The organism is Sinorhizobium chiapasense (assembly GCF_036488675.1).
Lineage (GTDB): Bacteria > Pseudomonadota > Alphaproteobacteria > Rhizobiales > Rhizobiaceae > Sinorhizobium > Sinorhizobium chiapasense.
This window is the reverse complement of the sequence record NZ_CP133148.1, coordinates 3,060,001-3,082,730: the sequence shown is the minus strand read 5'-3', so window position 1 is coordinate 3,082,730 and position 22,730 is coordinate 3,060,001. Positions and strand designations below refer to the sequence as shown.

Here is a 22,730-nt window from a genome sequence, read left to right as displayed (position 1 = left end):
ACGCACTTGCACTGCCGGATGGCTGCAGAACGGCCACATTCTGGTGTTGTGCAGCCGCAACGGCCAGAGGCAATCGCGCCGGCGGCCAATGGTGAGAGGTTAGTGAAATGTCCAGATACAAGACTTTGGTGGCTGCGGTTTTCGTCGCGGCGATCGCTGTCAACGGAGCGCGCGCCGAAGAAACCGATCCGGTAATCGCCAAGGTAGGCGAGCAGGAGGTCCGCCAATCCGAGCTCAATCTCGCTCTCGGTGGTCTTGATCCCCAGCTTCAGCAGATGCCGGAAGAGCAGAAACGCGCTGCCGCGCTTTCGGCTGTCATCGACGTCAAGCTTCTGGCAAAGAACGCTGAGAAGGAAGGCCTCCAGGACGACGCCGTCTTCAAGCAGCGTATCGCCTACCTTACCGAGCGCGAGCTGCACAACGCGTTCTTCAAGAAGCATGTCGTGGATGCGGTGACGAAGGAAGACGTCAAGGCACGCTACGACAAGGAAATTGCCGCGATCCCGGCACAGGAAGAGATCAAGGCACGCCATATCCTGGTGAAGACCGAGGATGAGGCCAAGGCCGTGATCCAGGAGCTCGACGCCGGCAAGAGCTTCGTCGAGCTCGCCAAGGCCAAGTCGTCCGATCCGAACAAGGACGACGGCGGCGATCTGGGCTACTTCGCCAAGGGCCGGATGGTGCCGGAATTCGAGGCGGCCGCTTTCGCCCTCGAAAAGGGCACCTACACCAAGACCCCGGTGAAGACCCAGTTCGGCTTCCACGTCATCCTCGTCGAGGACAAGCGGCCGCAGGCGCCGCCGACGCTGGAACAGGTCGAGCCGCAGGTTCGTCAGCTCGTCATGCGTGACAAATATCTTGAGCTTCTGGCTTCCGCGAAAAAGGAAACCGGCGTCGAAATTTTGGATCCGGCGCTCAAGAAGGCCTATGACGAGGCCAACAAGCCGCAGGAAACGAAGTAGGCTTTTGCCGGATGCCGCCAGGCCGAAGGTCGAGCGACATCCGGCTTCACGCATTGTCGATGCCCGACGGCGCGATGCCGTTCGGGCATTTGTCGCAACAGTATCCAGGCTTCTCCAAAGCAGGTTCATCCCATGTCCGGCTCAGTTTCTCCGCTCGCTCCGAAAACCTTCGCCGAAATGCCGCCGCTTCGAGGTGTGCGGATGGCTACGGCCGCGGCAGGGATCAAGTACAAGAACCGCACAGACGTGCTGATGATGATCTTCGACGAGCCCGCTGCGGTCGCTGGCGTCTTCACACGATCGAAATGCCCGTCGGCGCCGGTCGATTTCTGCCGCAGGAATCTGTCGGGAGGCGTTGCACGCGCCGTCGTCGTCAATTCGGGCAATGCCAATGCGTTCACGGGCAAGAAGGGGCGGGAGGCTACCGAACTTACCGCGCAGTCCGCGGCCAAGGCCGTCGGATGCAGCGAGAGCGAGATCTTCCTCGCGTCGACCGGCGTGATCGGCGAACCGCTCGATGCGACCAAATTCGCCGGCGTCCTTGATGGTCTTGCCGTTTCCGCCGAGGAAGATTTCTGGTTCGAGGCCGCCAAGGCGATCATGACCACGGATACCTATACGAAGGTCGCGACCCGCAGTGCCGAGATCGGCGGCGTTACGGTGACGATCAACGGCATCGCCAAGGGCGCCGGCATGATCGCGCCCGATATGGCCACGATGCTTTCCTTCGTGGTGACGGACGCGGACATCGCGCCGCCGGCACTTCAGGCCCTGCTTTCCGCCGGCGTCGGCCCGACCTTCAACTCCGTCACGGTCGACAGCGACACCTCCACCTCCGACACGCTGATGCTGTTTGCAACCAGCGCGGCGGCGAAGGACGGCCAGGCGAAGGTCGTGGACGCCGGCGATCCGCGTCTCGACGCCTTCCGTGCCGCCCTCAACGATCTGCTGCACGATCTGGCTCTGCAGGTGGTGCGCGACGGCGAGGGCGCCCGCAAGATGGTCGCGGTGACCGTCGAAGGTGCCGAAAACGATGCCGCGGCCAAGCGCATTGCGCTGTCGATCGCCAATTCGCCGCTCGTCAAGACGGCAGTTGCCGGCGAGGATGCGAACTGGGGTCGGGTGGTCATGGCCGTAGGAAAGTCCGGAGAGATGGCCGAACGAGACCGGCTCGCGATCTGGTTCGGCGATGTGCGCGTTGCCGTCGAGGGCGAGCGGGATCCGGACTATTCGGAGGCGGCGGCAAGTGCCGTCATGAAAGGCGAAGACATTCCGATCCGCGTCGACATAGGCCTCGGTTCGGGCCGTGCGACCGTCTATACCTGTGATCTGACCAAGGAATATGTCGAGATCAACGGCGACTACAGAAGCTGACGCTTTACTGCATGTTTCCTTAAACCGTAACCGATTTAAGGACAAAACATGCAGCAATTCAAAGTGCTACAGCGTCCTTCGCGCGTCTAAAAAGACGCACAGCGCTGTAGTTCCTTCGATCCGAGGTTGCGAACGAATGACATCGAATGACGGGCAGCCGCCGATGACGGACGCGGCGGTTGGGGAAACGACCATGGTTGATCTTCCGAGTGTGCGCCGCCTGGAAGCTGTCGGCTTCCGCGCCTGGCCGGCCGCGAGCGTTCACTATGACGGCAGCTGGCTGATCCGCCTTACGGCGGGACATGCGTCCAAACGCCTGAACTCGGTCAACCCACTTGATCCGTCGGATTACCGCGACATTCCCCTCCGGCTCGAAAAAGCAGGCAAGCGCTTCGCCGATTACGGCCGTCCACTCACCGTTCGCCAGACGCCGCTGACGCCGCCGCAACTGATCGCCTATATGGACAATGAGGGCTGGGACGCATTCGGACACAGCCTGGTGCTGACGGCGGACCTGGCCGAGCGCGAATTCGGCGACGGCATAGACCACCTCCCCATCAAGGATATCGGTCGTTTCGTCGATGCGCGCATCCTGATCGGCAGGGAGGAGCCGCGGACCAAGCCGGCGCTCACCGAAATCATCAATGCCATCAGGCCGGAGTGCGGTCTCTTCCTGTTCGAAGACCTCGAGATCGGCCCGACCGCCGTGTCGCTGGTCGTCCAGGACAACGATCTGGCCGGTATCATGCAGTTCGCGGTCGCCGAAGGTGTGCGCCGAAAGGGCGTCGGTTCGGCGTTGCTTGATGCATCACTGCGCTGGGCGCGCCTTAAGGGTGCGAAGAAGGCCTGGCTGCAGGTGGAGGCCGAAAACGAAGCGGCGGTCGAACTTTACCGCAAGGCCGGCTTCGCCGAGGTCTATCGTTACCTTTATCGCACGCCGGGGGCCTGACGCATGGATGTGCAGGGAAAGAAGATCGTTCTGGTTGCGGCCTGCGCTCTGGTCGATTCCGATGGCCGCATTCTCCTGGCGCAGCGTCCGGAGGGGAAGTCGCTTGCCGGGCTTTGGGAGTTTCCGGGCGGCAAGGTGGAGCCTGGTGAAACGCCCGAGGCGACGCTGATCCGCGAGCTGGAGGAGGAACTCGGCATCCGTACCAAGGTCGCATGCCTTGCGCCGCTCACCTTCGCGAGCCACAGCTATGACGATTTCCACCTGCTGATGCCGCTCTATGTATGCCGGCGATACGAGGGCTTTGCCGAGGGACGCGAGGGCCAGACGATCAAGTGGGTGCGGCCGAAAGCGCTGCGCGACTATCCGATGCCTCCGGCGGACGAGCCGCTGATCCCGTTTCTGATGGACTTACTCTGATCCGAAACGGCCGCATGCCATTGCGCTTGGCCGCATTGTTTTCCCCGTGAAGACGCGAATCTACCGGAAATCTCGAACTTTATTAATCAAAAGTTTATCACCCTCGCGCCATGATAGGGCCATCAGTTTCGGTGCCTTCCGTTTTGGAATGGCACCGGTTTCGAGCAGGTGTGGTCAGGTCGAGGCTTGGGAAGGGTGCTTCGCCCGCCGCTCTTTACGTGTTTGCGAGGCTGGGATGGTGGACGAAGATTTCTGGAGGACAGTTCAGGACAAGGATCTGGCGGCGAGCCAGGCCCGCCGGACAGGCGTGCTCAATCTGTCGCTGCTGTTCGGAACGGCGGTGATTGCGCTGACGATGATCCTCACGCCGATGCTGTCGTCAAAGGCGGACAAGCGCGTGCTGGCCAATACGCCGATGGAATACGACAATATTTCGACCGGCTCGATTCCTTCGAACGGCACGAGCAAGCGCTACACCGTACGCCGCAGCGTGCTGCAGGAAATGCCGGGCGCCGTCTGCATCATCGATGCGGATGGCAGCAAGAGCGGATGCTGAGTTGAACGAAATGCCAGGCCTGCTGCGGCAACCTTTGTGCGTGTGAAAAGACGCACGCCGCGGCAGGGCCGGCGTTTTCCGTTCCGGGTGGTCGAAACGGGGGAAGGGCGCATGGCCAGGTTCGCAGGCTTCATTCGCAGCAGAGACGGCGCCACAGTCGTGGAATACGGCCTCGTCGCCGCGCTTATTTCCGTCGGTCTCATCGTCGGTCTGGAGAGTTTCTCCGACGCGCTGCTCGGTCTCTTCGATCTTGTGGCGGACACGGCGGAGTCGGCCTGGGGGTGAGGATGCACCGAAGGCGCCGGAACGCCGGCGTCCACTGCCTGTATCCTTACAGCGCCGTGCGTCCTTCGGGACGCACAAAGGACGCTGTAAGTCTTTGATTCTACGCATCGTGCTTTCCGAAAATCGATTCCGATTTTCGGGCGGATGCGCTAGCCGATTTAACGAATACAAACATGCAGCAATTTAAAGTGCTACATCGACCTTTGCGCGTCTGAAGACGCACGGCGCTGTCGTGTCGCCTATTTTTCTTTCAACGGATGTTCGTTGACGCCGAGCGCTTCGGACAGCCTTTGCTTCGCGGAGCCGGGTTTCAACGGTTTTTGTTGGCTCTCGTGCGGCGCCCAACCGGAAACATAGATGATCGAGAACGTCGCGCGGATGCGGCCATCGGGATCGGAGAAGCGTTCCGCATAGATCTCGGCCGCCCTCAGGAAGAACCGCCGGGAAACCGGCACGCGACTGCGGGCTGCCAGCGGGTTGGCCATGCCCATGGCTCTGAGGTCCCTCAGCAAGCCGAAAAGTGAATCGTAGCGGACCGTGTAGGTTTCGGCATCCGCGACCGGCAGGGCAAAACCCGCCCGCTGCAGGAGGGCACCCATTTCACGAACGTCGGCAAAGGGAATGACCCTTGGGCTCGCCCCACCCGTCAGTTCGGCCTCGGCCGTAAGAAGCGAATCGCGAAGCTCCTGCAATGTGCCGTTGCCCGGGATCGCGGCAAGGAAGAGGCCATCCGGCTTCAATACACGACGGGCCTGGATGAAGACGCCTGGCGTATCGTTGGTCAGATGCAGCGAAAGCGGCGACACGAGGAGATTGAGCGACTCCGGTGCGGCGGGAATCCGCTCCAGTGGGGCGACCGTAACGGGTCGGTCGCCGGAACCGAAGCCGTCCTCCGTTTCCACCCGCTCGATGGTTCCGACCTTGCCCGTCGCGGCAAGGCAGCGCGCCGTGGGACCGGTGTAGCCATGCAACTCCATTGCCCGGTCGAAATGCCTTTCAACGACACTGACGCGCTCGGCGAGCTCCCGCGCCACGATATCGAGCAGGAAGGTTGCCTTCTGGTCGCCGTTGATGAGGGCCCTGTGGCGGCGCGCCTCGACGAGGCTCTGGTCAAAGATGATTTCCACGGTACTCTCTCCGAAATCACGGATGCAAAGAAACCCTGACGTGGACAAAGTCAACCATATGGAGCCGGAAGGATGGCGAAATCTGGCCTCGCGTTGGGCGGCGCTGTTGCGCCGCTTCGGGCGCGAAGCGGTCGGCATCGTCTATCCGCCAGTCTGCTGCGGCTGCGGACGGCTGACCGGCGATCATCATGCCGTATGCCCGGCCTGCTGGTCCGGTCTGCGGCTGATCGAGCGCCCCTATTGCGAGATCCTCGGGCTGCCCTTTGCCTTTGATCCCGGGCCGGGTTCCGTCTCCCCCGAAGCCATCGCTGATCCGCCCGTCTTCGACCGGCTTCGCTCGGTGGCGATCCACGACGGTGTTGTGCGCGATCTCGTCCACGGTTTGAAATACCGCGACCGCACCGATCTTGCGCCGATGATGGGTGAATGGATGATCCGCGCGAGCGACGGCGCGGTCGCCGCTGCCGACATGATCGTGCCGGTTCCGCTCCATGCATTTCGCCTGTGGCGGCGAAAGTTCAACCAGGCGGCCGAGCTCGCCCGTGTCATCGCGGGGCGTGCGGGAAAACCCTACCGACCAGACGTGCTTCGCCGCATCAAACGCACCAGCCGGCAAGTCGGACTCGGAGCCCGCGCGCGTGAGGAGAATGTCCGCGGCGCTTTTGTCGTCCCTGAAAGCGGCAGACAGGGTCTCAGCGGGAAAAGAATTATACTCGTCGACGATGTATATACGACCGGTGCAACCGTCTCGGCCGCCACCCGTGCGCTGAAGCGGGCGGGGGCTGGAGACGTCACGGTTTTGACCTTTGCAAGAGCCATGTCCGGTCCTATATGACAATCAAGTGTCCGGCGTCGTGCCGGTGAAGGAGCGGTTCAACAATATGGCTTCGGTCGTCATTTATACGCGTCAGTTCTGTGGCTATTGCTCGGCAGCGAAGAAACTTCTCGAAACCAAAGGCGTCAACTTTGTCGAACATGATGCGACCTATGATCCGGGTCTGCGCCAGACGATGATCGAAAAGTCCAACGGCGGCACGACTTTCCCGCAGATCTTCATCAACGACCTCCACGTCGGTGGCTGCGACGACCTGCATGCGCTCGACCGCGCCGGCAAGCTCGACGCCCTGCTCGTCGCCTGAAGGTTCGGCGCGCAGCCATTGCGAACGTGTGAGGCCCTGCGCGCGCGGATGGCTACGGAGAGAAGAAGATGAGTTTCAAAGCTGCTGCCGTCCAGATGTGCTCCGGCGTCGATCCCGCAAGAAACGTGGAGACGATGGCGAAGCTCGTGCGTGAGGCGGCCGCTCAAGGCGCGACCTACATCCAGACCCCGGAAATGACCGGTGCCATCCAGCGCGATCGGACAGGACTTCGATCCGTGCTGAAGGACGAGGCGAACGACATCGTCGTGCGCGAGGCCGCGACCCTTGCCGGCGAGCTCGGCGTCTATCTCCATATCGGCTCGACGCCGATAGCGCTTTCCGACGGCAAAATCGCCAACCGCGGCTTCCTCTTCGGGCCGGAGGGGGTGAAGATCTGCGACTACGACAAGATCCATATGTTCGACGTGGATCTGGAGAATGGCGAAAGCTGGCGAGAGAGTGCAGCGTACCAACCAGGCGCGACAGCGCGCATCGCCGATCTTGGCTTCGGCAAGCTGGGCTTTTCCATCTGCTACGACGTCCGCTTCCCCGAGCTCTTCCGTCAGCAGGCCGTTGCCGGTGCCGAGATCATGTCGATACCTGCGGCCTTCACCAAGCAGACCGGCGAGGCGCACTGGGAGGTTCTGCTGCGCGCCCGCGCCATCGAAAACGGCCTCTTCGTCGTCGCCGCTGCGCAGGCCGGAAAGCACGAGGATGGTCGTGAAACCTTCGGTCATTCGATGATTGTCGACCCGTGGGGTCGCGTGCTCGCCGAGGCGGGCCCGGCTGGTGAGGAGATTATCGTTGCCGATATCGACACCGCCGCAGTTCACGGCGCACGTGCGAAAATACCCAATCTCAAGAATGCCCGCAGTTTCGTGCTGGACGAGGTGACGCCGACCGGGAAAGGGGGCGTTGCAGCGTGATCCGTTACAACCTTTCGTGTGACGATGGCCATGACTTCGAAGGCTGGTTCGCGTCGAGCGGCGACTTCGATTCCCAGGTCGAGCGGCGTCTGGTCGCCTGTCCGACCTGCGGCTCTCACTCCGTCAGCAAGCAGCTGATGGCGCCTTCGGTATCGACCGCGCGCAAGAAGGAGGCGACGCGCGCGCTGGTGATGGATCGGGCCCAGAAGGAAACGATCGCCAAGATCCGCGAACTGGTCAACTCGATCCGCGAGAATGCCGAGGACGTCGGCGAACGTTTTCCGGAAGAAGCGCGCAAGATCCACTATGGCGAGGCCGAGCAGCGCGGGCTGATCGGCAAGGCAAGCGCAGACGAGGCGATCGCGCTTCTGGAGGAAGGTATCGAGATCGCACCCCTGCCGGTGCTGCCGGATGATGCGAACTGAGCCTCCGGCTCAAGTAATTCCGGAAAGTGCGTAGCGGTTTTCGTCTAGAGCCTCCCGTTTTCAAGTGGAATCACTGAAAGCGGATAAGATGCTCTAGAATCAAAGTGCTAGAGCGTCCTTTGTGCGTTCGCTTAAACGCACGGCGCTCTGGAATGCGAGGGTTCAATACTCAGCGTGGCCGTCTGGCGACGATCATGTAGTTGACGTCCATATCCTTCGACAGGTTCCATTGATTGGCGAGCGGGTTGAAGAACACGCCTGTGCGGTCGGTGATTTCCAGGCCGCTCGCCTCCAGCGGCCTTTCCAGCTCCTCCGGACGAACCAGCTTCTCGTATTGGTGGGTGCCGCGTGGGAGCCAGCGCAACAGGTTTTCCGCGGCGAAGATCGCGAGCGCGGCGGCTTTCACCGTGCGGTTGATGGTGGCTATGAACATCAGCCCACCCGGACGCACCATGTGGGCGCAGGTGGTGACGAAGAAATCGACGTCGGCGACATGTTCCACCACCTCCATGTTGAGGACGACGTCGAAGCTTTCGCCGGCTTCGGCAAGCGCCTCCGCGGTGACTGCGCGGTAGTCGACGGAAACGCCGCTCCCGGCCGCGTGGGTCTTGGCGATGCCGATATTCTTTTCCGATGCGTCGGCGCCGAGGACATCTGCGCCCATGCGCGCCATCGGCTCGGAGAGAAGCCCGCCGCCGCAGCCGATATCGAGCAGCCGCAGGCCTTTGAGCGGCTGCGGAGCCTTGGGGTCACGGCCGAGATGTTCCGATACCTTGTCGCGGATATAGGCAAGGCGCACCGGATTGAACTTGTGCAGCGGACGGAACTTGCCGGTCGGATCCCACCATTCCGCGGCCATCGCGGAAAACCGGTCCACTTCGCTCTGGTCGATCGTGGTACGTGCCGTCTCGCTCATCAGAGCCTCCTCGCAGTCGGCGGATAAGGTTCGACCCGCTCGACAGTTTTTCATTCTGATCGTGAAGTCGGACGATCGAAGGGCGATGTCAAGGGGCGCCCTCAACCGTCACGCACGCCCTCGAGGCGCCCCGATCGGCGACGAAGAGCTAGAAACAGACTAAGCAGGATAGGATCGCCGCCGAGGTTTTGTGCTTTACATCGGAGTTGCTGCCGCGGAGGCAAAGAAGTCCTCCGGTCCTTCGACCTCGACGAGCCGTCGGTTTTCGACCAGCCAGAAGCGATTACCGACGGAGCGCACGAAGCTGCGATCGTGCGAGACGAGGAGGCAGGTCGCCTGGTTGGCCATTAGTTCCGATTCCAGCGCTTCCTGTCCTTCGATGTCGAGATGGTTGGTCGGCTCGTCGAGCAGGTAGAAATTCGGATTTGTGAGCCTCAGGACAAGCATGGCCAGCCTTGACTTCTGGCCACCTGAAAGAACACCGATCGGGCGCATCTGGAGGTCGATGCCGAGGCCGGCGCCCGCCAGCAGGGCGCGCGCCCTTTGACCGCCGATCTCGAAACGCCGACCGAGGGCCGCAAGGGGAGTGTCCTCATCCGGCAGGCCAGCGAGATCCTGGTCACTGTAGCCGAGCACGAGAGACGGCGTTGTCTTGATGCTTTCCGATGCGTGGCCCGGTTCGGATATCGCCGTCCTGATCAGGTTGATGAGGCGCGATTTTCCGGCGCCGTTGCGCCCGAGCAGCACGATGCGGTCGCCCTGGCAGATCCAGAGCTTGCCCGTCTTGAAGAGCAGGCGTCCGTCAGGCGTTTCCACGGACACATCGTCGAGCGTCACCAGCGTCTTGGCATGCGTGCCGCGGTTGGCAAGCCGGATCGCCCCGGATGATCGTTCTTGAAAGCCCGGCCGCGCCGCGTCTTCCAGACGCTCCGCCCGTTGCCGCAGCTGCTTCGTCTTGACGGTCAGGAGATCGCTGCCGGAGTTGATGCCGATATTGTTGAGCTTGGCCGCTTGCCGGCGCAGCTGCTGGGCGGTCTTCATCTCCTTCTGATAGCGCCGCTCGTCCGAGGCATCGATCTCGTCCAAGGCGCCGCGGGCGCGCGAATAGGGCAGCGAAAACACCTGAGACTGGTCAGGCCGCAGAAACAGCGTGCGGTTCGTCGTTGCATCGAGAAAGGCGCGGTCATGGCTGGAGATCAGCACCGGAACATCGCGGGGCAGGCTGTTGAGCCAATTTTCCAGCTGCATGATCTTGGAGAGGTCGAGATGGTTCGTCGGTTCGTCGAGCAGCAGCGCGTCCGGATCGGTGACCGAGACGCGGGCGAGAAGCGCAAGCCGCTGCCAGCCGCCGCTGAGCTGTGCGATCGGCCGTTCGCGAAGCTCCGGCGGGACTTCGAGCGAATCCAGCATGACGTCGACCCGCCAGCCTTCGGTTTCCGCCTGTTCTTCCGGCAACGCCTGGCGGACGGCTTCGTAGAATGGCTTGTCCAAGATTGCGGCCGGTACCGCCTGCTCGACGTGGCCGACAGTGAGGCCACGCGAGCGCGTGATTTCGCCTGCGGTCGGATCAAGCCCGCCCGCGATGCATTTCAAAAGCGTGGACTTTCCCCGGCCGTTGGCGGCGACGATGCCGATGCGGTCGCCGGCTGCGACCGAAAGGTTGAGGTTCGAGAAGAGCGGCGCGCCCAAGGTGACGCCGAGGTTCTTTACATTGATCAAGGCCATTGTCGTTCTCTGGACTGGCCGAGCTGTGCTCCCGCTTCCGGCAATGCTGGAGAGGAAAGTGGGTGGCCGGATACGAACGTCAGCGCGTTACTTGGGGCCACACGGCTCGGTTTGGTGACGATGAGCGGTGCCACGAACCATATCGTTCGGCGCCGCACGACGACTGGGCAGACCAGGAAGCGATGAGAATGAGATTCAGTCTCTGGTCAGCCCTGCAAACGCGTTTGCAGGGCTGAGACGGGGCCACGCTGGCGGTGGTGCCGGAAATAAGTGATCACGCGCAGCCCTCCCTTCATCAATTGAGTTGCGGCGCCTTGTTAGCACCGCCGACAAAGATTTTCAACCTGGGCGCGACGAGGGGTCGGGGGGCCGGTTCCAACACCTCCTGGAACCTCGCCATTCCGTCGCCTTGCCATTGCACGTCGTCCGTTGATCCGCTAAGAGACGCCGCGACTTTCCGCTCCCCGAAGCGGTGACTGGCCGATGTCCGAGAAGTCCCAAGCTTTTTGATCGTCAGGCGCCGGCGGGGACGCTTTCCCTGTCGCGCGCTCGCGCGCAAACATCGGTACCGGTAGAGGCGAAATGGCACGCATCGTGATGAAATTCGGCGGAACGTCCGTCGCAAATTTGGAACGCATCTACAATGTCGCCCGCCATGTGAAACGTGAAGTCGATGCCGGCCACGAGGTTGCCGTCGTCGTTTCCGCCATGTCCGGCAAGACCAACGAACTGGTCGGCTGGGTGGAAAACATGCCGAAGGTCGCCGGTTCGAACGCCCCGTTCTACGACGCGCGTGAATACGATGCCGTCGTCGCCTCCGGCGAGCAGGTGACCTCCGGGCTGCTCGCGATCGCGCTGCAATCGATGAACATCAACGCGCGCTCCTGGCAGGGTTGGCAGATTCCGATCAAGACCGACAGCGCCCACGGCGCTGCCCGCATCCTCGACATCGAAGGCGCCGACATCATTCGCCGCATGGGCGAGGGCCAGGTGGCGGTGATCGCCGGCTTCCAGGGCCTCGGTCCGGACAATCGGATGGCGACGCTCGGGCGCGGTGGGTCCGACACTTCGGCGGTCGCGATCGCCGCCGCCGTCAGGGCCGACCGCTGCGACATCTACACGGATGTCGATGGCGTCTACACGACCGACCCGCGGATCGAGCCCAAGGCGCGCCGGCTGAAGAAAATCGCCTTCGAGGAAATGCTGGAAATGGCCTCGCTCGGCGCGAAAGTGCTGCAGGTGCGCTCGGTCGAGCTCGCCATGGTGCACAAGGTTCGCACCTTCGTGCGCTCTTCTTTCGAGGATCCCGATGCGCCGGGCATGGGTGACCTTCTGAACCCGCCCGGAACGCTGATTTGTGATGAGGATGAGATCGTGGAACAGGAAGTCGTAACCGGCATTGCCTATGCCAAGGATGAAGCCCAGATTTCGCTGCGCCGTCTGGCAGACCGGCCGGGCGTTTCCGCCGCAATCTTCGGTCCGCTGGCGGAAGCCCATATCAACGTCGACATGATCGTACAGAACATCTCGGAAGACGGCTCGAAGACGGACATGACCTTCACCGTTCCCTCCGGCGATGTCGACAAGGCGTTGAAGGTGCTTTCCGACAACAAGGAAAAGATCGGCTACGACGTCGCGCAGTCGGAATCCGGCCTCGTCAAGGTCTCGGTGATCGGCATCGGCATGCGCAGCCATGCCGGCGTCGCCGCATCCGCCTTCCGGGCGCTTGCCGACAAGGGAATCAACATCAAGGCGATCACCACGTCGGAGATCAAGATATCCATCCTGATCGACGGTCCATACGCTGAATTGGCGGTTCGCACTTTGCATTCCGCCTACGGTCTGGATAAGAGTTAAACAGTAGACATTTCGATTTGGGATTCGCGGCTCGAAGGGCCGTGGGTCCGGATGTATGTCGTCGGTAATTCTTATTCTGGAGACCTTACGCGATGAGAGACCTTTCCGCAGGTCCGCGCGTTCTCCTCAAGCGGTTGCGCGAGCTCATGGCGGAACCGCTTGAGCCGCAGGAGCGCCTGGACCGGATCGTGCGCCAGATCGCACAGAACATGGTCGCGGAAGTGTGCTCCGTCTACGTGCTGCGTTCGGATGGCGTGCTCGAACTTTACGCCACCGAAGGTCTGAACAAGACCGCGGTCCACCTGGCGCAGTTGAAGATGGGGCAAGGTCTCGTCGGTACGATCGCCGCCTCGGCGCGACCGCTCAATCTTTCCGATGCGCAGTCGCATCCGGCCTTCACCTACCTGCCGGAGACGGGCGAAGAGATCTACCACTCCTTCCTCGGCGTGCCGATTCTGCGCACGGGACGCGCGCTCGGCGTTCTCGTCGTCCAGAACAAGGCGATGCGCAACTATCGCGAGGACGAGGTCGAGGCGCTGGAAACGACGGCGATGGTTCTCGCCGAGATGGTGGCGACCGGCGAATTGAAGAAGATCACCAAGCCGGGGCTCGAACTCGATCTTTCGCGCCCGGTCTCGATCGAAGGCAACAGCTTTGGCGAAGGCATAGGCCTCGGTTACGTCGTGCTGCACGAGCCGAGAATCGTCGTCACGAACCTGCTCAACGAGGACACCGAACAGGAACTGCAGCGCCTCGCAGAGGCGCTCGGGTCACTCCGCATCTCGATCGACGATATGCTGTCGCGCCGTGACGTGTCGATGGAGGGCGAGCATCGGGCGGTGCTGGAAACCTATCGGATGTTCGCTCACGACCGCGGCTGGGTGAGGAAGCTTGAGGAAGCGATCCGCAACGGTCTGACGGCGGAAGCGGCCGTCGAACGCGTCCAGAGCGAAACCAAGGCGCGAATGATCCGGCTCACGGATCCCTATCTCCGCGAGCGCATGCACGATTTCGACGACCTTGCCAACCGGCTGTTGCGCCAGCTTTCCGGCTACGGCGCCCGGCTTTCGGCAGCCGATTTCCCCAACGACGCGATCATCGTCGCCCGCGCTATGGGTGCGGCCGAGCTGCTCGACTATCCGCGAGAGAGAGTGCGCGGCCTGGTCCTTGAAGAGGGCGCGGTCACGAGCCACGTGGTGATTGTCGCCCGCGCCATGGGGATTCCTGTCGTGGGCCAGGCGGCAGGTGCCGTGGCGCTTGCGGAAAACCGTGACGCGATCATCGTCGACGGCGACGATGCGAAGGTGCATTTGCGGCCATTGGCCGACCTGCAGCGGGCCTATGAGGAGAAGGTGCGGTTCCGTGCCCGCCGGCAAGCCCAGTTTCGCGCGCTGAAAGATGTCGAGCCGCTGACGAAGGATGGCGAGCGCATCACGCTGCAGATGAACGCCGGCCTGCTTGTCGATCTGCCGCATCTGAACGAGGCGGGAGCCGAAGGCATCGGCCTTTTCCGCACAGAGCTGCAATTCATGATCGCTTCGACCATGCCGAAGGCAGAGGAACAGGAGGCCTTCTATCGCAGCGTGCTGAAGCAGACGGGTGGCAAGCCGGTAACCTTCCGCACGCTCGACATCGGTGGTGACAAGGTCGTACCCTATTTCCGCGCGGCGGAAGAGGAAAACCCGGCGCTCGGCTGGCGCGCGATCCGGCTTTCCCTCGACCGGCCCGGGCTGCTGCGCACGCAGTTGAGGGCGATGCTGAGGGCGGCGGCCGGCGCCGAGCTCAAGCTGATGCTGCCGATGGTGACGGAAGTCTCCGAGCTCAAGATCGCGCGCGAACTTTTGCAGAAGGAGATCGAGCGCCAGTCGAAGCTTGGCGAGCAGTTGCCGCGCAAGCTGCAGTTCGGTGCGATGCTGGAAGTTCCGGCGCTGATGTGGCAGCTCGACGAACTGATGGCCGAGGTGGATTTCGTTTCGGTCGGCTCGAATGATCTCTTCCAGTTCGCGATGGCCGTCGACCGCGGCAACGCCCGCGTGTCCGATCGTTTCGACATTCTCGACCGGCCATTCCTGCGTATCCTGCGCGATATCGTCAGGGCCGGCGAGCGCAACGACACGCCGGTCACGCTCTGCGGCGAAATGGCGAGCAAGCCGTTGTCGGCGATGGCGCTGCTCGGCCTCGGTTTCCGCTCGGTGTCGATGTCGCCGACCGCAGTCGGGCCGGTCAAGGCGATGCTTTTGGCCCTCGATGCCGGCAAGTTGGCCGAGATCCTGGAAGCTGCGCTCGACGACGTGAAGTGCCAAACGTCGGTTCGGCAGCTCCTTGTCGATTTCGCAGCGGCGAACGGCATACCGGTTTAGACAAGATTGAAGCGTCCTTACAGCGCCGCGCGTCTAATCAGACGCGCGAAGGTCGCTGTAGAGCTTTGAGTTGCTGCATGATTTTGTCCTTAAATCGCTTCCGATCTAAGGAATCATGCAGTAGGCACGCCCGGATGGAACCGGGCGGGGCGAACGCATTTGGAGTTACATTTGGCAAAGCTTCCCGTTGAAAAGATGCGCGAACTGGAGCGCAGGTTCGGTGAAATCGAAGCTCGCATGTCGGCCGGACCGGCGGCGGACGTCTATGTGAAACTGGCCTCGGAATATTCCGAGTTGCAACCGGTCGTGACGAAGATCCGTGCCTACGAGAAGGCGACGGCCGAGCTTGCCGACATCGACGCAATGCTCTCCGACCGGACGACGGATAAGGAGATGCGCGACCTCGCGGAGATGGAAAAGCCCGAGGTCGAGGAGCAGATCGAGGCGCTCGAGCAGGAAATTCAGATCCTGCTCCTGCCGAAGGACGCGGCTGACGAAAAAAGTGCGATCCTTGAAATCCGCGCCGGCACGGGCGGCTCGGAGGCGGCACTCTTTGCCGGCGACCTCTTCCGAATGTACGAACGCTATGCTTCGACAAAGGGCTGGCGCGTCGAGGTCCTATCAGCGAGCGAAGGCGAGGCCGGCGGTTACAAGGAAATCATCGCCACCGTGTCGGGTCGTGGTGTTTTCTCGCGATTGAAGTTCGAATCCGGCGTCCACCGGGTGCAGCGCGTGCCGGAGACCGAGGCGAGCGGTCGCATCCATACCTCCGCTGCGACCGTTGCGGTACTGCCCGAGGCTGAGGAGATCGATATCGAAATCCGCCCCGAGGATATCCGCATCGATACGATGCGGTCTTCGGGCGCTGGCGGCCAGCACGTCAACACGACCGACTCGGCGGTCCGTATCACCCATATTCCGACAGGCATCGTCGTCACGAGTTCGGAGAAATCGCAGCATCAGAACCGCGCCAAGGCGATGCAGGTGCTGCGCTCGCGGCTCTTTGACATGGAGCGCCAGCGTGCCGACAGCGAGCGGTCGGCGGATCGCAAGAGCCAGGTGGGTTCCGGCGATCGCTCGGAGCGCATTCGCACCTATAATTTCCCGCAAGGGCGCATCACGGATCATCGCATCAACCTGACGGTCTACAAGCTCGACCGGATGATGGAAGGAGAGATCGACGAGGTTGTGGATGCGCTGCTGGCGGATTATCAGGCGAGCCAACTCGCGCTTCTCGGCGAGCAGCAGGGCTGAGCCGTAATGTCCGAGACGCTTGACCGCCTTCTTGCAGAAAGCCGCGACAGGTTGAAGGCCGCCGGTATCGAGACTGCGGCGCTCGATGCGCGGCATCTGATTTCGGGGCTGCTCGGGCTTTCGCTCGCCGCCTTGATGGCGCAAGGAGGGGAGGCGGTCGACGACACCGTCGCGGCGCGCGTCCGTGCCGCCATCGACCGTCGCGCAGCGCGAGAGCCGGTCTACCGTATCCTGGGCGAAAGAGAGTTCTACGGACTGACCTTCAAGCTCTCGAAGGACACGCTCGAACCGCGACCGGACACGGAGACGCTGGTCGATTGCATGGTCCCGCATATGCGGCGGATTGTCGCCAGCAAGGGCGCCTGCCGGATCGTCGATCTCGGCACTGGAACAGGGGCGATCTGTCTCGCTCTCCTCGCTCAGATACTTGAAGCGCGCGGCCTTGGTACCGATATATCCGAAGATGCCTTGGCAACTGCGCGCGACAACGCGGAGCGCAATGGTCTAGCTGGACGGTTCCAGACGCTTCGGAGCAACTGGTTCGGGAAGGTGGAGGGGCGGTTCGACGTAATCGTCTCAAATCCGCCTTATATCCGGTCCAGAGTCGTTGATGAGCTTGAGCCGGAAGTGAAATACCATGATCCGGCCGCTGCTCTCGATGGCGGAGACGACGGGCTGAATGCCTATCGTGCCATCGCCCTTCACGCTGATCGTCATCTTGAAGCAGACGGCGTAATAGGCTTGGAAATCGGTTTCGATCAAAAGCAGGCGGTAACGGCGCTTTTCGCGGCGCAAGGGTTGCGTTTGCACGACAGCGCGAAGGATCTTGGCGGCAACGACCGGGTCCTCGTGTTCAAGCGGACAGAGAATGCGGCAGTGATCGTTGAAAAAATGCTGCATCGGCGCATCTCTTTTCTCGAAGGGCAAAGAAAGGGCTTGGAATCCTAAAGGAAGCGGGCTAGTTTGCCCCCGCGCACTGGGCAGTAAGGTCATCGACCAAAGATTCGCTCCGGTATGACCTGGCCACGGGGATTGCTCTCAAGAAAGAGTTGCTAGGGTTCGACAGTGCCTCGTGCGGGTACCTGTTAATTTGACGTCAGCCGGCGCCGAGATCGCGATATGCGGTCTGTTGCGGCGCGTGTTTTCTCGGGCGCGGACAGATCCGGCCGGGATGCGGAACCATATGATCATCATTATCAAGAAAATTCGGGTGAATGTACTATGAGGCCAGGACAGCAAAACAAGCGCGGCCGTGGGCGGAATAACAACAATAACGGAAACAACAATCACAATCGTAAGGGATCCAATCCGCTTACGCGGACTTACGACAGCTCCGGCCCCGACGTGAAGATTCGCGGTACGGCCCAGCACATCGCCGAGAAGTACGCCGCCCTTGCGCGCGACGCCCAGAGCTCCGGCGACCGCGTCATGGCCGAAAACTACCTGCAGCACGCCGAGCACTACAACCGCATCATCGCGGCGGCGCAGGCGCAGATGCAGGATCGGTTCCAGCGTGAAGAGCGCCAGGACTATCAGGAAAGGGACGTGATCGATCGCGATCAGGACGATCTGGATCAGGTCTATGCCGAGGAAACGCCCGCCTCTGTTGCTGCCTCGCCCTCGGTGAGTGCGCCTCAGCCGGTTATCGACGGTTCCGGTCCGCAGCCGGTGATCGAAGGCACACCTGCCGAAGTTGCAATGGAGGAGGAAACGCCTGCGTCCGCGTCCAGCCGCCCGGCCTCTCGCCGTCGCAGCGCGAGCCGCCCGCGCCGTCAGCCGCGCCGCACGCAGGACGAAGCATCGGCGGGCGGAGAAGCTTCCGGCGATGCGCCGGCGCTTGCTACCTCGGAATAAGCTCGTTCACGGTTGCGCCCACGGGCGTCTGCCCACGGATTGTTGAAAACCCGGCTGCTTGGCGGCCGGGTTTTTTTATGTCAGCTGCTTGCGCGCCGGGCCGCGATGCTTTTTGCCGGAATCTGGTCGCTCCATGTACCCGTCGACAATCCCAAGCGGCTTCCGTCATGGCCCTTTAATTTCTGAAAATGCTGTCCCATATTCCGGTTCGAGGACTTGATCACGCGCAATGCGAGGACGAGCTCTCACTGCATAATTCCTTAGATCGAAATCGATCTAAGGATAAAATTATGCAGCATTTCAAAGTGTCAGCGACCTTTGCGCGTCTGATAAGACGCGCGGCGCTGGAATGACAGGCTTGCCGAATGCGGGAGCCTGATCCTGAAACACCGGCCAGTGCCACGAAGATGGGCTCGCCGGGCTATGGAGGTAGAGAATGAATATTGAGAAATATTCGGAGCGTGTCCGTGGTTTCCTGCAATCGGCGCAGACCTATGCACTGGCAGAAGGACACCAGCAGTTCACGCCCGAGCACGTCCTCAAAGTCTTGCTCGACGATGATCAGGGCATGGCCGCATCTTTGATCGAACGCGCCGGCGGTGATGCACGCGAGGCGCGAGCTGGCACGGCTGCCGCTCTGGCCAAGCTCCCGAAAGTTTCCGGCGGCAATGGTTCCGTCTACCTGTCGCAGCCGCTCGCCAAGGTTTTCACCGCAGCCGAACAGGCCGCGAAGAAGGCCGGCGACAGCTTCGTGACCGTCGAGCGCCTGCTCCTGGCGCTGGCGATCGAAAGCTCGGCTGCAACCGCGTCGATCCTGTCGAAGGCGGGCGTCACACCGACCAAGCTCAACCAGGTCATCAACGAAATCCGTAAGGGTCGAACCGCTGACAGCGCCAATGCCGAGCAGGGCTTCGATTCGCTGAAGAAATACGCGCGCGATCTGACCGCGGAAGCGCGGGAGGGCAAGCTCGACCCGGTGATCGGCCGCGACGACGAAATCCGTCGCACGATCCAGGTACTTTCGCGCCGGACCAAGAACAACCCGGTGCTGATCGGTGAGCCGGGCGTCGGCAAGACGGCGATCGCCGAAGGCCTGGCGCTACGCATCGTCAACGGTGACGTGCCCGAGAGCCTCAAGGATAAGCGGCTGATGGCGCTCGATATGGGCGCGCTGATCGCCGGCGCAAAATTCCGCGGTGAATTCGAGGAGCGGCTGAAGGCGGTGCTCAACGAGGTCCAATCGGAAAACGGTGAAATCATTCTCTTCATCGACGAGATGCACACGCTCGTCGGCGCTGGCAAAGCGGACGGGGCGATGGATGCCTCAAACCTCTTGAAGCCCGCGCTTGCTCGCGGCGAACTGCACTGCGTCGGCGCGACGACGCTCGACGAGTATCGCAAGCATGTCGAGAAGGATGCCGCCCTTGCCCGCCGTTTCCAACCGGTGATGGTGGACGAGCCGACGGTCGAGGATACGATCTCGATCCTGCGCGGTCTCAAGGAGAAGTACGAACAGCACCACAAGGTGCGGATCTCGGATTCCGCGCTGGTGGCCGCCGCAACGCTTTCCAACCGCTACATCACCGACCGTTTCCTGCCGGACAAGGCGATCGATCTGATGGACGAGGCGGCGTCGCGCCTCAGGATGCAGGTCGACTCCAAGCCGGAGGAACTCGACGAACTCGACCGGCGTGTCATTCAGTTGAAGATCGAGCGCGAGGCCCTGAAGAAAGAGACCGACGCGTCCTCCAGGGATCGTCTCGCGAAGCTTGAGCTCGACCTGGCTTCTCTTGAAGAGGAGGCTGCCGCGCTGACGGCGCGCTGGCAGGCTGAAAAGCAGAAACTCGGGCAAGCTGCCGATCTCAAGAAACAGCTCGACGAGGCGCGCAACGAGCTTCAGATCGTTCAGCGCAAAGGTGAGTTTCAGCGCGCGGGTGAGCTTGCCTACGGTGTGATCCCGACGCTCGAGAAGGCGCTTGCCGAAGCGGAAAGCCAGGACGGTTCGAGCGCCGATGCGATGGTGCAGGAGGTCGTCACCCCCGACAACATCGCCCATATCGTTTCGCGCTGGACCGGCATTCCCGTCGACAAGATGCTCGAAGGCGAGCGCGAGAAGCTGCTCAGGATGGAGGACGAACTGGCAAAATGGGTCGTCGGCCAGGGCGATGCGGTGCAGGCCGTGTCGCGGGCGGTCCGGCGTTCGCGCGCCGGGCTCCAGGATCCGAACCGGCCGATCGGCTCGTTCATCTTCCTTGGGCCTACCGGCGTCGGCAAGACGGAGCTGACCAAGGCGCTTGCCCGGTTCCTCTTCGATGACGAGACGGCGCTGATGCGAATCGACATGTCGGAGTACATGGAGAAGCACTCCGTGGCCAGACTGATCGGTGCGCCTCCGGGCTATGTCGGCTACGAGGAGGGCGGCGCACTGACCGAATCCGTTCGCCGCCGGCCCTACCAGGTCGTTCTCTTCGACGAGATAGAGAAGGCTCACCCGGATGTCTTCAACGTGCTTTTGCAGGTGCTTGACGACGGACGGTTGACCGATGGTCAGGGTCGCACGGTCGACTTCAAGAACACGATGATCATCATGACCTCGAACCTCGGTGCGGAATACCTGACCGCGCTCGGCGAGAACGAGGACAGCGATGCGGTTCGCGACCAGGTGATGGACGTGGTGAGAGCCGCCTTCCGTCCTGAATTCCTGAACCGCGTCGACGAGATCATCCTGTTCCACCGCCTGCACCGCTCGGAAATGGGCGCGATTGTCGACATCCAGCTCGAAAGGCTGCGCAAGCTGCTTGCCGATCGCAAGATCACCATCGACCTGGAAGACGATGCGCGTGCCTTCCTGGCTGACAAGGGCTATGACCCCGCCTACGGCGCTCGGCCTTTGAAGCGGGCGATCCAGAAATATGTTCAGGATCCGTTGGCCGAAAAGATGCTGCAGGGCGAGTTCCCGGACGGCTCGGTGGTGAAGGTCATCGCCGGCTCCGACCGGCTGAACTTCAAGCGGGGGACCTCCGCCGCGAAGGAAGCCGCATAAGGAAGAGGATCAAGAAAGAAGAGGCCGCCGGAAGGCGGCCTTTTTGCGTGGACCGTGCGGCGATGCGCGTTACTTGCTCGCCACTTCGTTGCCCTCGTCCTTGCCGAGGAGTTCATCGATCCGTTCGCGCTCCTTTTCGAACGTCGCCAACGCTTCCCCTTTGAGCGACTTGCCGCCGGGCAAGCGGATGCGCAGGGGGTCCACCTTGTTGCCGTTGACGATCAGCTCGTAGTGGAGATGCGGGCCGGTCGAAAGTCCGGTCGTGCCGACCCAGCCGATCACCTGGCCCTGGACGACCTTGGCGCCCGGCTTGACGCTCTTGGAGATCGCGCTCTGGTGATTGTAGGACGAGACGTAGCCGTTGGCATGGCGGATCAGCGTCTGGTTGCCGTAGCCGCCGGAGTCCCAGCCGGCTTTCTCGACCGTACCATTGCCGGCGGCGATGATCGGCGTGCCACGCGGCGCCGACCAGTCAACACCCGTATGCATGCGGGAGAAGCCGAGGATCGGGTGGCGGCGCATACCGAAACCGGAACGGAAATGGCCGTTCGGAACGGGATTGCGCAAGAGGAACTGGCGGATGCTCTTGCCGTCCTTGTCGAAGTAGTCGATCGAATTGTCGTCCGGATCCTGGAAGCGGTAGAACCGGGTTTCGGCGTCGCCGAACTTGGCATTCACATAGAGAAGTTCGGAGTCATCCGTCGCGAGCCCGCTTTCGTCGGTGACCGAGAAGAACGCCTCGAGCGAGTCCGTCGGCTTCAACTGCGCCTGGAAATCGACATTGCTTGCCAGCAGCTTGACGACCAGGGCCACCATGTCGGAATTCATGCCGTAAGAGAGGGCGGCTCGATAGATACCGTCGTAGACGCGCGGCAGATCATGGCCGCTGGTGACGACCGGCGTGCCGTTGTCGTCGAAGGCGGTCGCGACGGCATCGAGTTTCGGCGGCTCGGCACCCGGAACGAAATGGCCCCGGTCGTCGACGGCCATGGTGAGCACGTGACGGTTGCGCGAGTAGATGGTGGCGCGCACGATGCGCGCCTCTTCACCCTTCTGAATGATGCCGATGCGCAGGACGTCGCCGGCGGCCAGTTCCTTGGCGCCGAGTGCTTCTGCGATATAGTTTCCGGCATCCTCGGCTTGCGCCTTGGCGTAGCCGGCATTCACCATCACGGTTGCGATCGGCGTCGGTCGGCGCACGGGGATGACGTCGTCGGCATATTCGGTGCTCTGCTTGGTGATGTTCTCGTAGGCCGAAACGCTCATGTTCTCCTCGACGATCCGGGCGGACAGCCCCTGGATCAGATCGAGATCCCCTGCATCCGAAGCGAAGCGTTGCGGGTCGACGTAGAAGAGCGAAGCAACCTGCGTATTGCCCTCCGTCAGGACCGAGCCATTGGTGCGGACGTTTTCCTCCACCTCGTCGAGCGACATGGATGGGCCGAAGGCCAAGCCTGATCCCTTCAGCGGAAAGTCGACGGTCTTCAGCGCCACTTCGGATTCGACATCGGAGCCATAGATGGTGCCCGTCCTTGCCGCTGGAGCTTCGGCGTCCGCATCG

At 62.1% G+C, this 22,730-nt stretch carries 20 protein-coding genes (1 of these 20 running past the window's edge); 16 read left to right on the top strand and 4 right to left on the bottom strand.

Translation table 11 applies throughout. The features are described from left to right. Positions 1-107 precede the first annotated feature (107 nt). The 6 genes from RB548_RS14885 to RB548_RS14860 all read left to right on the top strand — a co-directional run bounded on the left by RB548_RS14885 (position 108) and on the right by RB548_RS14860 (position 4,543). Complete coding sequence (locus tag RB548_RS14885; protein ID WP_331372050.1) at positions 108-962, top strand: peptidylprolyl isomerase; 855 nt, start codon at positions 108-110, stop codon at positions 960-962. 132 nt (positions 963-1,094) lie between these two features. Beyond that, on the top strand, positions 1,095-2,336 hold the full coding sequence (gene argJ / locus RB548_RS14880; RefSeq protein WP_331372049.1) for a bifunctional glutamate N-acetyltransferase/amino-acid acetyltransferase ArgJ: 1,242 nt from the start codon (positions 1,095-1,097) through the stop codon (positions 2,334-2,336). Positions 2,337-2,472: 136 nt separating this feature from the next. After that, on the top strand, positions 2,473-3,285 hold the full coding sequence (locus RB548_RS14875; RefSeq protein WP_331372048.1) for a GNAT family N-acetyltransferase: 813 nt from the start codon (positions 2,473-2,475) through the stop codon (positions 3,283-3,285). A 3-nt stretch (positions 3,286-3,288) separates the two neighbouring features. After that, on the top strand, positions 3,289-3,702 hold the full coding sequence (gene mutT / locus RB548_RS14870; RefSeq protein WP_331372047.1) for an 8-oxo-dGTP diphosphatase MutT: 414 nt from the start codon (positions 3,289-3,291) through the stop codon (positions 3,700-3,702). 235 nt (positions 3,703-3,937) lie between these two features. Then, positions 3,938-4,258, top strand: coding sequence for a hypothetical protein (locus tag RB548_RS14865; protein ID WP_331372046.1), 321 nt, complete (start codon positions 3,938-3,940; stop codon positions 4,256-4,258). Positions 4,259-4,369: 111 nt separating this feature from the next. Then, positions 4,370-4,543, top strand: coding sequence for a Flp family type IVb pilin (locus tag RB548_RS14860; protein ID WP_331372045.1), 174 nt, complete (start codon positions 4,370-4,372; stop codon positions 4,541-4,543). 239 nt (positions 4,544-4,782) lie between these two features. Here the strand turns inward: RB548_RS14860 and RB548_RS14855 are convergent, their stop codons facing one another. Next, complete coding sequence (locus tag RB548_RS14855) at positions 4,783-5,670, bottom strand: methyltransferase domain-containing protein (RefSeq protein ID WP_331372044.1); 888 nt, start codon at positions 5,668-5,670, stop codon at positions 4,783-4,785. 58 nt (positions 5,671-5,728) lie between these two features. Here RB548_RS14855 and RB548_RS14850 point away from each other — a divergent pair, with 58 nt between their 5' ends. The 4 genes from RB548_RS14850 (at position 5,729) to RB548_RS14835 (ending at position 8,160) form a co-directional block, all read left to right on the top strand. Next, a complete protein-coding gene (locus RB548_RS14850; protein WP_331374977.1) occupies positions 5,729-6,505 on the top strand; it encodes a ComF family protein in 777 nt (258 codons plus the stop codon). A 46-nt stretch (positions 6,506-6,551) separates the two neighbouring features. After that, positions 6,552-6,809, top strand: a complete 258-nt coding sequence (grxC, locus tag RB548_RS14845; RefSeq protein WP_331374976.1) for a glutaredoxin 3 — start codon at positions 6,552-6,554, stop codon at positions 6,807-6,809. A gap of 68 nt (positions 6,810-6,877) precedes the next feature. Continuing rightward, a complete protein-coding gene (locus RB548_RS14840) occupies positions 6,878-7,735 on the top strand; it encodes a carbon-nitrogen hydrolase family protein (protein ID WP_331372043.1) in 858 nt (285 codons plus the stop codon). After that, positions 7,732-8,160: a DUF1178 family protein gene (locus tag RB548_RS14835; RefSeq protein WP_331372042.1), complete on the top strand. Its 429-nt coding sequence runs from the start codon at positions 7,732-7,734 to the stop codon at positions 8,158-8,160. The genes RB548_RS14840 and RB548_RS14835 overlap by 4 nt, the downstream gene beginning before the upstream one ends. Before the next feature lie 169 nt (positions 8,161-8,329). Here RB548_RS14835 and ubiG read toward each other — a convergent pair whose 3' ends face one another. Both ubiG and RB548_RS14825 read right to left on the bottom strand, forming a co-directional pair. Continuing rightward, complete coding sequence (ubiG, locus tag RB548_RS14830) at positions 8,330-9,076, bottom strand: bifunctional 2-polyprenyl-6-hydroxyphenol methylase/3-demethylubiquinol 3-O-methyltransferase UbiG (RefSeq protein WP_331372041.1); 747 nt, start codon at positions 9,074-9,076, stop codon at positions 8,330-8,332. A 195-nt stretch (positions 9,077-9,271) separates the two neighbouring features. Then, positions 9,272-10,801: an ABC-F family ATP-binding cassette domain-containing protein gene (locus RB548_RS14825; RefSeq protein ID WP_331372040.1), complete on the bottom strand. Its 1,530-nt coding sequence runs from the start codon at positions 10,799-10,801 to the stop codon at positions 9,272-9,274. Between the two features lie 582 nt (positions 10,802-11,383). On the opposite strand from RB548_RS14825, the gene RB548_RS14820 reads away from it, so the two are divergent. From RB548_RS14820 to clpB, 6 genes are all read left to right on the top strand, one after another. After that, a complete protein-coding gene (locus RB548_RS14820; protein ID WP_331372039.1) occupies positions 11,384-12,658 on the top strand; it encodes an aspartate kinase in 1,275 nt (424 codons plus the stop codon). 92 nt (positions 12,659-12,750) lie between these two features. Further along, entirely contained in the window at positions 12,751-15,018 is a 2,268-nt protein-coding gene (ptsP, locus tag RB548_RS14815; RefSeq protein WP_331372038.1) for a phosphoenolpyruvate--protein phosphotransferase, read from the top strand. A 171-nt stretch (positions 15,019-15,189) separates the two neighbouring features. Then, positions 15,190-16,272, top strand: coding sequence for a peptide chain release factor 1 (gene prfA / locus RB548_RS14810; RefSeq protein WP_331372037.1), 1,083 nt, complete (start codon positions 15,190-15,192; stop codon positions 16,270-16,272). 6 nt (positions 16,273-16,278) lie between these two features. Continuing rightward, positions 16,279-17,220, top strand: coding sequence for a peptide chain release factor N(5)-glutamine methyltransferase (gene prmC / locus RB548_RS14805; protein WP_331372036.1), 942 nt, complete (start codon positions 16,279-16,281; stop codon positions 17,218-17,220). A gap of 273 nt (positions 17,221-17,493) precedes the next feature. Continuing rightward, positions 17,494-18,126, top strand: a complete 633-nt coding sequence (locus RB548_RS14800) for a DUF4167 domain-containing protein (protein WP_331372035.1) — start codon at positions 17,494-17,496, stop codon at positions 18,124-18,126. A gap of 436 nt (positions 18,127-18,562) precedes the next feature. Beyond that, the gene (gene clpB, locus RB548_RS14795) at positions 18,563-21,169 is read left to right on the top strand and encodes an ATP-dependent chaperone ClpB (RefSeq protein ID WP_331372034.1); all 2,607 of its coding nucleotides are present in this window, start codon (positions 18,563-18,565) and stop codon (positions 21,167-21,169) included. A gap of 69 nt (positions 21,170-21,238) precedes the next feature. Here the strand turns inward: clpB and RB548_RS14790 are convergent, their stop codons facing one another. Further along, positions 21,239-22,730, bottom strand: the 3' portion of a protein-coding gene (locus tag RB548_RS14790) for a M23 family metallopeptidase (protein WP_331372033.1). Its footprint extends 461 nt past the window's final position; the window shows 1,492 of its 1,953 coding nt (coding positions 462-1,953); its start codon lies beyond the right edge, outside the window; the stop codon is at positions 21,239-21,241.